2 protein-coding genes are annotated in these 712 nt (G+C 46.5%); both read left to right on the top strand.

Annotated features, from left to right (window positions below; genetic code table 11):
- A partial coding sequence (gene ispF, locus R7093_RS25460) for a 2-C-methyl-D-erythritol 2,4-cyclodiphosphate synthase (RefSeq protein WP_318147051.1) occupies positions 1-435 on the top strand: 435 nt, incomplete at its 5' end.
- A 46-nt stretch (positions 436-481) separates the two neighbouring features.
- The coding region (gene truD / locus R7093_RS25455; RefSeq protein WP_318147050.1) for a tRNA pseudouridine(13) synthase TruD at positions 482-712 on the top strand (231 nt) is incomplete at its 3' end.

The following is a 712-nucleotide window of genomic DNA, read 5'->3' as shown; positions in this document are numbered from 1 at the left end:
GGGGAAGTCCCTGTGATTATTGGTGGTGTTGCAATTCCTTACGAACAAGGCCTGATTGCGCACTCAGACGGCGACGTTGCTCTGCATGCTCTCACTGACGCTTTGTTAGGTGCGATTGCTGCGGGTGATATTGGCCGTCATTTTCCAGATACCGACGATAAATGGAAAGGTGCAAACAGCCGCGAATTATTGAAAGACGTTTACCGTCGAGTAAAAGAACAAGGCTACCGCCTTGGTAATGCAGACGTCACCATCATGGCGCAAGCGCCGAAAATGGCGCCTTACATTGATGCAATGTGTGCAGCCATTGCCGAAGATCTAGAAACCGATATTAGCAACATCAACGTAAAAGCAACGACGACAGAACGTCTTGGTTTTACTGGACGCAAAGAAGGCATTGCTACAGAAGCAGTCGTGCTTCTATTTAAGCAATAATCGAATAATTTGCTCCTTAAAGCTGCGTAAGCAGTGGAAATACATCATGTCAGATATTTTATCCTCATTGGCTTACCTCACAGGCAAGCCAGTCGCATCAGCAAAAATTAAAGCGCAACCAGAACACTTTCAGGTTCGCGAAGATTTGGGTTTTGCCTTCACGGGAGAAGGTGAACACTTAATGGTGCGCATTCGAAAAACAGGTGAGAACACCAGTTTCGTCGCTAACGAGCTAGCGAAAGCTTGTGGTGTTAAGTCTAAAGACGTTAGTTGGGCA

Source organism: Vibrio sp. 1580 (assembly GCF_033340055.1).
This window is presented reverse-complemented; position numbering and strand designations above follow the sequence as displayed.